The organism is Pseudomonas sp. MWU12-2037 (genome assembly GCF_023242345.1).
GTDB classification, from domain to species: domain Bacteria; phylum Pseudomonadota; class Gammaproteobacteria; order Pseudomonadales; family Pseudomonadaceae; genus Aquipseudomonas; species Aquipseudomonas gingeri_D.
Window position 1 is genome coordinate 1 of the sequence record NZ_JALLIZ010000037.1, and the last position, 8,326, is coordinate 8,326.

The 8,326-nt window shown below is 58.0% G+C and carries 2 protein-coding genes and 1 pseudogene; all 3 read left to right on the forward strand.

Annotated features, from left to right (window positions below; translation table 11 throughout):
• Positions 1–2,431 (forward strand): annotated as a pseudogene (locus M5B42_RS32215) (hypothetical protein); the annotation flags it as partial.
• The gene (locus M5B42_RS31925) at positions 2,424–7,718 is read left to right on the forward strand and encodes a DUF637 domain-containing protein (protein WP_349292796.1); all 5,295 of its coding nucleotides are present in this window, start codon (positions 2,424–2,426) and stop codon (positions 7,716–7,718) included. The pseudogene M5B42_RS32215 and the gene M5B42_RS31925, both read left to right, overlap by 8 nt.
• Positions 7,719–8,216, forward strand: a complete 498-nt coding sequence (locus M5B42_RS31930; RefSeq protein WP_103497569.1) for a contact-dependent growth inhibition system immunity protein — start codon at positions 7,719–7,721, stop codon at positions 8,214–8,216. It abuts the gene before it with no gap.
• The last annotated feature ends 110 nt before the right edge of the window (positions 8,217–8,326 follow it).

The following is an 8,326-nucleotide window of genomic DNA, read 5'->3' on the forward strand; positions in this document are numbered from 1 at the left end:
CCATGGGCAACTGAACAACCCGGGTGGCCTGATCAACGCACCACTGCTGGTGTTGAACAACCTCAAGAGCGTGAACAACCAGGGCGGTGAAATCTCCAGCGCCCAGGCGTTTACTCTGGCGGCTGAAAGCCTGAACAACGACAGCGGCAAGTTGTTGAGCAACCAGGGCCTGACCCTGCGTATCGGCCAGGCCCTGAGCAATATCAAGGGCATGATCGCGGCGGCTTCGGTTGATGCGCATGCCGGTAGCCTGGACAACAGCGGCGGCACCTTGAGCAGCCGTGCTGACCTGGGCCTGACCGTTGACGGTCAGTTGACCAACCAGAGTCTGGGCCTGATCAACGCCACCAACAGCCTGACCATTAACAGCGCCGGCCTCAACAACCAGGGCGGTAGTCTACTGGGCAGCGCCATCGCCCTCGATTTCGGTGCGGCCACGGGCGATCTGAACAACGCCGGCGGGCAGATCACCACCGCTGGCAACCTGACCCTCAACCGCCTGCGCGATCTGAATAACCAGGGCGGCACACTCACCAGCACGCAAAGCCTCAACCTGACCGGGCGCACGCTGGACAACAGCAACGGCGGCAAGCTGATCAGCAACAACCTGTTGACCCTGACCGCCGATAGCCTGATCAATCAGAACGGCGGCTTGCTGTCCGGTTGGCAGGGCGTGACGCTCACCGGCAGCAGCCTGGACAACCGCAACAACGGTACGGTTTCCAGCCGTAGCGGCAATGTCGATGTGACCCTCAGCGGTGCGCTGCTCAACGGCAATGCCGGGGCGGTGGCCAGCCAGCAAGTCCTGACCGTCAAGGCGGGCAGCCTGGATAACACTGCCGGCAGTCTCTCCAGTGCGGGGGTCCAAAGCCTGACCATCACGGGCCTGCTGAACAACGCCCAAGGCGGCCTGATCGACGCCGGCACGGCGCTGACGCTGAACGCCATGGCCCTGAACAACAGCGCTACGGTGCAGGCGCAACAGGCGCTGACCTTTACCGGTACCGACCTGGATAACAGCAATGGCACCCTGAGCAGCGGCGCTGGTGTGACCCTCGACCTGCTTGGCACACTGACCAACGTTAACGGCAAACTCTCCGGCGCCGGTCCGCTGCTGCTGCAACGCAGCAGCCAGATCAACAACCAGGGCGGTCAACTCTCCAGCCAGGGCTTGCTGACCTTGCTCACCGGCGGCCTGGACAGCAGCAATGGCGGCCTTGTCAGCGCCAACGACAAGCTGTTGATCACCTCGACGGGTGCGGTACAGAACGGTAATGGCGGCCTGATCGCCAGCCGCAACGGCGACCTGCAACTGACCGCCACCAGTCTCGGCAACGGCAAGGGTTCGCTGCAAGGCAAGGGTGCGGTCAGCCTCGACGTCAGCGGCGCTATCGACAACCAGAGCGGCAAGGTGATCGCCCAGAGCGGTGATCTGTTCGTCAAGGCGGCCAGCCTCGACAGCCGAGGTGGTTTGTTGTCGAGCATCAGCGGCGCGCTGACGACCCGCGTCGTCGGTGTGTTGAGAAACGGCTACGACCTCAACAACAACCGTCAGGGCGGCCAGATTCAGGCCCAGCGCCTGGACCTGCAAGCCTGGGGTGGCATCGACAACTACGGCGGGCGCATCGCTGCGCAAACCGGTGATGCCGTGATCGCCACCGGAGCAGGCGACTTCGACAACCGCAATGGCGCGCTCTATGCCAAGGGCGTGGTCCAGGTCACGGGCCACAACTTCGATAACAGCGGTGACAACGACGGGCAGATTTCCGGCAGTCAGATCACCCTCGGCCTGGATGGCGCGCTGAACAACCGTCTGGGCATCATCGAAAGTGGCAGCACATTGAGCATCAGGGCTGCCAGCCTGGATAACCAGAACGGCCAGTTGCGCGCACTGGGCGGCAGCGGCAAGACCGAATTCCAGATCGGCGGGCTGTTCGACAACAGCAACGGCAAGTTGGAAACCGCCAACAGCGACCTGACCCTGGGCGTCGGCAGTTTCATGAACCAAGGTGGCAGCGTACTGCACACCGGTCTCGGAACCTTCGACACCGCCACGGTCAATCTCATCAATGCTGGCGGTAGCCTGGTGACCCGCGGCGGTCTGACCTTGACGGCTGACGACTGGACCAACAGCAGCGTGATCCAGGTCGGGCGGCTGACGGTCAATGTCAAGAACCTGACCCAGACCGGAAGCGGGCAGTTGCTCGCCACAGAAAGCTTCAGCGGCAGCGGTGTCAACTGGAGCAACGACGGGTTGATCGCCAGTGACGGCACGGCCAGTTTGAACTTGAGTGGTAGCTACAGCGGCAATGGTCGTTACACCAGCCTGGGTACTCTGGGCTTGAGTGCCGCCCAGGTGAGTCTGGGCAACACCGCCAGCATTGCCGGGGGGGGGCGATACCACGCTCAATGTCGGCGGCCAGTTGAATAACTACGGCCGCATCACGTCGGCTGGCGGCATGAGCGTCAATGCCGGCTCAATCAATAACTACGGGACCTTGGGCAGCAACGGCAACCTGCTGCTGAGCACGCCCAGTCTGCTGAATGAAAATGGCCTGATCTTCAGCGGTGGCGATACCGCGTTGCAGGTCAACAGCTTCACCAACCACTCGGCGCAGCTTTACAGCTTTGGCGCCGTCAGTATCGGTGGCTATGGCAGTGCGACCCAGGCGAACCAGGTCAGCAATATTTCCGGGTCGTTGGAAAGTACCGGCCAGTTCAATATCAATGCCGCCAACTTCGAGAACCGTACGGAGGGTTTCAGCCTGGGACGCAAGTTGGTCTCGGGTTTTATCGCGATTAAATGCATCAGATGTTGGGGGAGTTATTACGGTGCCAATATTGTCGTTCGTGAAACTTTCGAAGGACAGGACACTGACACCAGTGCCGCCGCGTCGCTCTCGGCGGGAGGTGACTTTACCTTTCGCGGTGGCAGCTTTCTCAATAGCAAAAGCACTATCAGTGCCGGCGGCAATATTGCCATTCAGGCCGATAATGTGAAAAACGTCGGGGCGGTCAGCGGCACGATTGAGCGCACGCGCAGCTATCTGACGGGTGATATTGATAAGGATATCATCAATGATTTTTCTGACGCTGCGTTTAATTACAACGCGCGAAACAACCCTGATTTTCCGAACATCTACTACATCAATGATTCTGGTGGTGTGAGTAGGGCGCTTGCTGTGAATTCTACGCGTGGTGGAGGTCGCGACCATGACCAGTATCCGGTCGTTGCGTTCTTTGATGCCGTCACTGGTGAGGGAGTGAACCGCTTCGACTTACCCGACGATTTATCCAATTTAAGCACCAAACCGCAATCCCAGTATGACCCCAACAACCTGGTAGCGCTGCCCAGTCAGTTGCAATCATCCCCCTTATTCGCCTTGACCGGTGACGTTGAAGTCGCCAAGAACGGCAGTGCTTCAGGCCGCAGCGCCGTTATCCAGGCCGGCGGCAATGTCTCGATCTCCGCGACCCAGGACCTGACCAATAGCGTCATTCACCAGGACTATGGGTTCAGCGCGGGCGCCAACAAAGTCCAGACCACCCAGGTGGCCGGCACTGGCGCGCCGGTCGTGGTTCGGATCAATGCCCAACTGCCCCCGAACCTTGCCCAGCAACAGGTCAATCCCCTCGCGCTACCGGGATTCAGCCTGCCCACCGGGCAGAACGGCCTGTTCCACCTGAGCGGGCAGAGCGCTTCCGCTCAGCAGGGTGTGGTGCTTCCGGACTGGCGTGTCGTGGGCACCCCCATCGGCCTCGCCGAGCGTCAGCCAGGTGCAACGGATGTGCAAGCGCTTGCGGCGGCTAGCGGCGGCCAGAGTCTGGCGCGCGTCCAGGGCCTGCCGGACACCTCGGGCCGGACCCGCCCGCAGAAATACCTGATCGAAACCAACCCGGTGCTGACCGACCTCAAGCAGTTCATGAGCTCGGACTACTTGCTGTCCAATCTGGGGTACAACCCGGACACCAGTGCCAAGCGCCTGGGTGATGGCTTCTATGAGCAGAAACTGATTCAGCAGGCGGTGGTGGCGCGTACCGGGCAGCGCTTTATCGATGGTCAGACCTCGGACGAGAAGCTGTTCAAATACCTGATGGACAACGCCATCAGTAGCAAGCAGCAGCTTGATCTTTCGGTTGGCGTGAGCTTGACCGCCCAGCAAGTCGCGGCACTGACCCACGATATAGTCTGGATGGAAAAGCAGGTCGTCAACGGTGAAGAGGTGCTGGTGCCGGTGCTTTACCTGGCCCAGGCCACCAACCGCCTGGCGCCAAATGGCGCGTTGATTCAAGGGGCGGATGTCACCCTGATCGCCGGGGCCAACCTGGAAAACAGCGGGACCTTGCGTGCGAGTAGCAACCTGTCGGCTCTGGCGGGCAAGGATCTGCTCAACACCGGCTTGGTTGAAGCGAGCAATCGCCTGGATGCATTGGCGAGCAACAACATCGTCAACCAGTCGGGCGGGATCATTGCCGGGCGCGATGTGAGTGTGACGGCCGTCACTGGTGACGTGCTCAACCAGCGCGATGTCAACCGCACCGACCAGACCGTCGGCTTCGTCAGTGCCCACCGTGAATCGCTCGACAATGCGGCTCGGATCGAGGCAGCGAACAACCTCACCATCAAGGCCGGGCGCGACGTCAGCAACAACGGCAGCGTGTTGCAGAGCGGTGGCGATACGGTGATCAATGCCGGGCGCGATATCAATATCGCGGCGACTGAGAGCCGTAGCTCCACGAACTATGGTGGGGGGGTAAACGACAGCTCCGTGACCCAGACGGCGGCGACGGTCAATGCGGGGCATGACCTGCAAATGACGGCTGGGCGGGACCTCACGGTCATCGCCAGCCAGATCGATGCCAAGCGCGATATCTCCATGGCCGCGACGGAGAACCTGACGCTGGGTTCGGCGGCGGACGAGAGCCATTTCCTGTCCAAAAGTCGAAGGGAAACCATCCAGAAAGACCATGTTGCTCAGATGGCGACGACCGTTCAGGCCGGGGGGGACGTCAAGCTCAGCGCGGGCAAGGACCTGGGGCTGATTGCCAGCAAGGTCTCTGCGGGTAATGAGGCCTATCTGGTGGCGGGCGACCAGTTGGATCTGATGTCCGCGCAAAACAGCGACTACTCGCTGTACGACATGAAGAAAAGGGGCAGTTGGGGCCGCAAGAAGACCCAGCACGATGAAGTCACCCAGGTCACCAATGTCGGGAGCGAGATCAAGACCGGTGGCAACCTGACGCTTCAGAGTGGCAGCGACCAGCACTATCAGGTGGCCAAGCTTGAGAGTGGTAAGGATCTGACGATTGAGAGTGGTGGAGCTATTACCTTCGAGGGACAGAAGGACCTGCATCAGGAGAGTCACGAGAAGACCAATAACAATGCGTTCTGGGTAGCTTCCAAAGGCAGCGGCAAGACCGACGAGACCTTGCGTCAGACCCAGATGGTGGCTGCCGGCAACATCACCATCAAGGCTGTCCAAGGTCTGAAAATCGACCTCAAACAGGTCAACCAACAGTCGGTCAGCCAGACCATCGATGCGATGGTCAAGGCTGATCCGAAAATGGCCTGGCTCAAGGACGCCGAGAAGCGCGGTGACGTGGATTGGCATCTGGTGAAGGAGATTCACGACTCCTACCAATACAGCAACTCGGGGCTTGGACCGGCTTCGCAGTTGATCATCGCGATTGCGCTAGCAGCGGTCATGGGCCCGATGATGGCCGGTTTGAGTACGATAACCCAGGCAGGAGCGTTAACTGTTGCGACCAAGGCGACCGTTAGCACCATTGACAATCGGGGCAACCTTGGGGCGGTACTCAAAGATGTCACTTCCAAGGACAGTCTCAAGAGCTATGCCGTTTCGATGGCGACGGCGGGTGTGGCGCAAGGCCTTAACTACAATCCCGGTAGTGTGGGCTTCAATCTTCAAAGTGCACAAACCGTTGCATTGAAGGTAGCAGCGGATTCGGTGATTAAAACCGCCGTGTATGGCGGCAGCTTTAAGGACAACCTAGCCAGTTCGGCGGCGGGGACTGCTGCCAGTATTGGTGGGGCTATCGGGGCCGGAAAGATAGGCGACCTGGGGTTGGATAACGGTAGCTTGGAGAAGACCCTGCTGCATGCCGGTCTAGGTGGTTTGTTGTCCAAGGCCATGGGTGGTGACTTCCGTACCGGGGCGATTGCCGGCGGAGCCAACGAGCTGCTGGTAGGTGCCCTGGGCGACAAACTGTTGCCCGAAAACCTGACCCCTGGTTCTGCCGAGTACATAAGAGCCGAAGCGAACCTGAAGGCGCTGACGCAGATTGTTGCGGTACTGGGGGCCGCCGCGTCCGGCGGTGATGTAGGGATTGCGTCCGCCGTGGCGGAGAACGCCACACAGTACAACTTTCTGGGCGATCATTCTCAAGCCGAGCGCGATAGAGCGCGTCAGGATTTTGAAGAAACCAAATCCATCGACTCCGCCAGGAAGCTGGTGACCCTTGACGGGGCGGACCAGCGCAGTGACGATCTATTAGCGGCCTTTCATAAAGATCCGACTTCTCTTTCTGCAACAGATCGAATCGAGCTGGCTGCCTATTTGCAGGTCTATGGCTACGAGCAGGCACTTAAGTATGGGCCGGAGGCGGCGGCCGCCAGTGTTGAAATGCTGGTGAAAAATGGTCCGGCTCCCGTTAGTGACTATCACTACGCGGGCACGACGGATGCCAAGAATGCCTATGCTGATGCCTTACGTGCGCAACAGCCGGATCTCTGGAGTCAATTATCCTGGACCCGCGAACAGAGTACGAATGAGCTTGTATACAAGGATGCTCAAGGCTATCTGCGTATCAATAATGAGCAGCAAGGCCTTTCGAACATTGGTAGCCCCGCTCTCTATGCGATGCCTGGTGGGCTGGGTCTCGGGATTCGTGCCGCCGCCGCCGTCAGTGGTACGATGCAGGCAGGCTATGGTGCAAACCAGGTGGTCAATGGCGACATCTGGAATGGTATTGGGAATATTGTTGTTGGCGCCATGGGCGCTGCTAGCCTCGGGATTCCGGATGTTAGGCTGTCCTCGGGTGTCGGCGGCGAGGTAAGTGGAGCTGCAAAAGGGGCAGCAGATGTAGCGGAGGTTGGCGCCAACACAAAAGGTCCGACCGGTACACCTGCTTGGACTAGCTCTGAAGGTCCGTATAGTGGAAAGCTTTCTGGAGACTATCCTTCAGGAACGACGACTGTTAACGGGCAGGTTGTAGATGGCGTTGGTGACTTTAGCGGCGAGCTAGGTGCAAAAGGTGCAGCAGGAACAATAGACCAAGCTGCAACGGGGATTGAGTGGGGCAAGGGTATTCAAGGACAGGGCATGCCTTGGGAGGATTATCTAGCTTCTCAGCTGCCAGCAAGCTCGCGGCTACCGCCTAACTTCAAAACGTTCGATTTTTATGACCCGTCAACGGGTACAGCAATGAGTGCAAAAACGCTAGACACGACCACTGCGGCCAAGTTGGCAAATCCGTCTCAGGTTTACAACTCATTGAAAGGAAATATAGATGCGGCTGCTAAATTTGAAACGTATACCCTTGGTAATGTCCCTCTAGATAGCAGCATGATTGCCGCTCGTGAGCTGCGTGTTGCCGTTCCTTCGGGAACAACCTCAGCGCAATGGGCTCAAATAAATCGTGCAGTAGAGTACGGTCAATCTCAAGGTGTGAAAGTGATCATAAGTGCGGTGAAATAAATGAATAATTTGAATAATAAATCTTGGGCTTACGTTAAGTTTAATGACGATTTTATTTTTATTGAGACCTACTCCGGCTACTTCAATTGTCTCCCCGATCCTGAAGGAAAGAGGTTTTTCCTGTCGCACTCATCTGCTGATAGCGAGCTAGGAGGGAGTGTTTTGGACTCCTTGGCTGTTAGTCGGATGATTGACCCGAAGGAGGATCTGGGTTTTTTTGATTTAAGAGGTCGCGTTGCTATTCAATATAATGAGTGGATAGCTGATGTGATGATAAGATTTGGCTACAAAACTAAGCGTGCACTATTCAAGGACATGAAAAGCTGCTCAATGGATGCAGTTGATGGGCTTATAACAATACGCCCGAGTCATCATGAGAAGCTGGAAGCTTGGAGTGGAAAGGGGATAACTGAAAAAGACTATGTCGTTATTTCTTCTAGCAGCTCCCTCGATGACATTGGCGCGGCGCTTCGTTTAGCCTTTAGTCGTTGTACGTAAACGTAGTTCCAGCTTGATCTAACACCGGCCTCGTGCCGGTGTTGTTTTATCTGCTTACTGCAAAACCTCCGTAAGCGCCCCATAAACCCCACCTACCGCAAAAGTAGGGG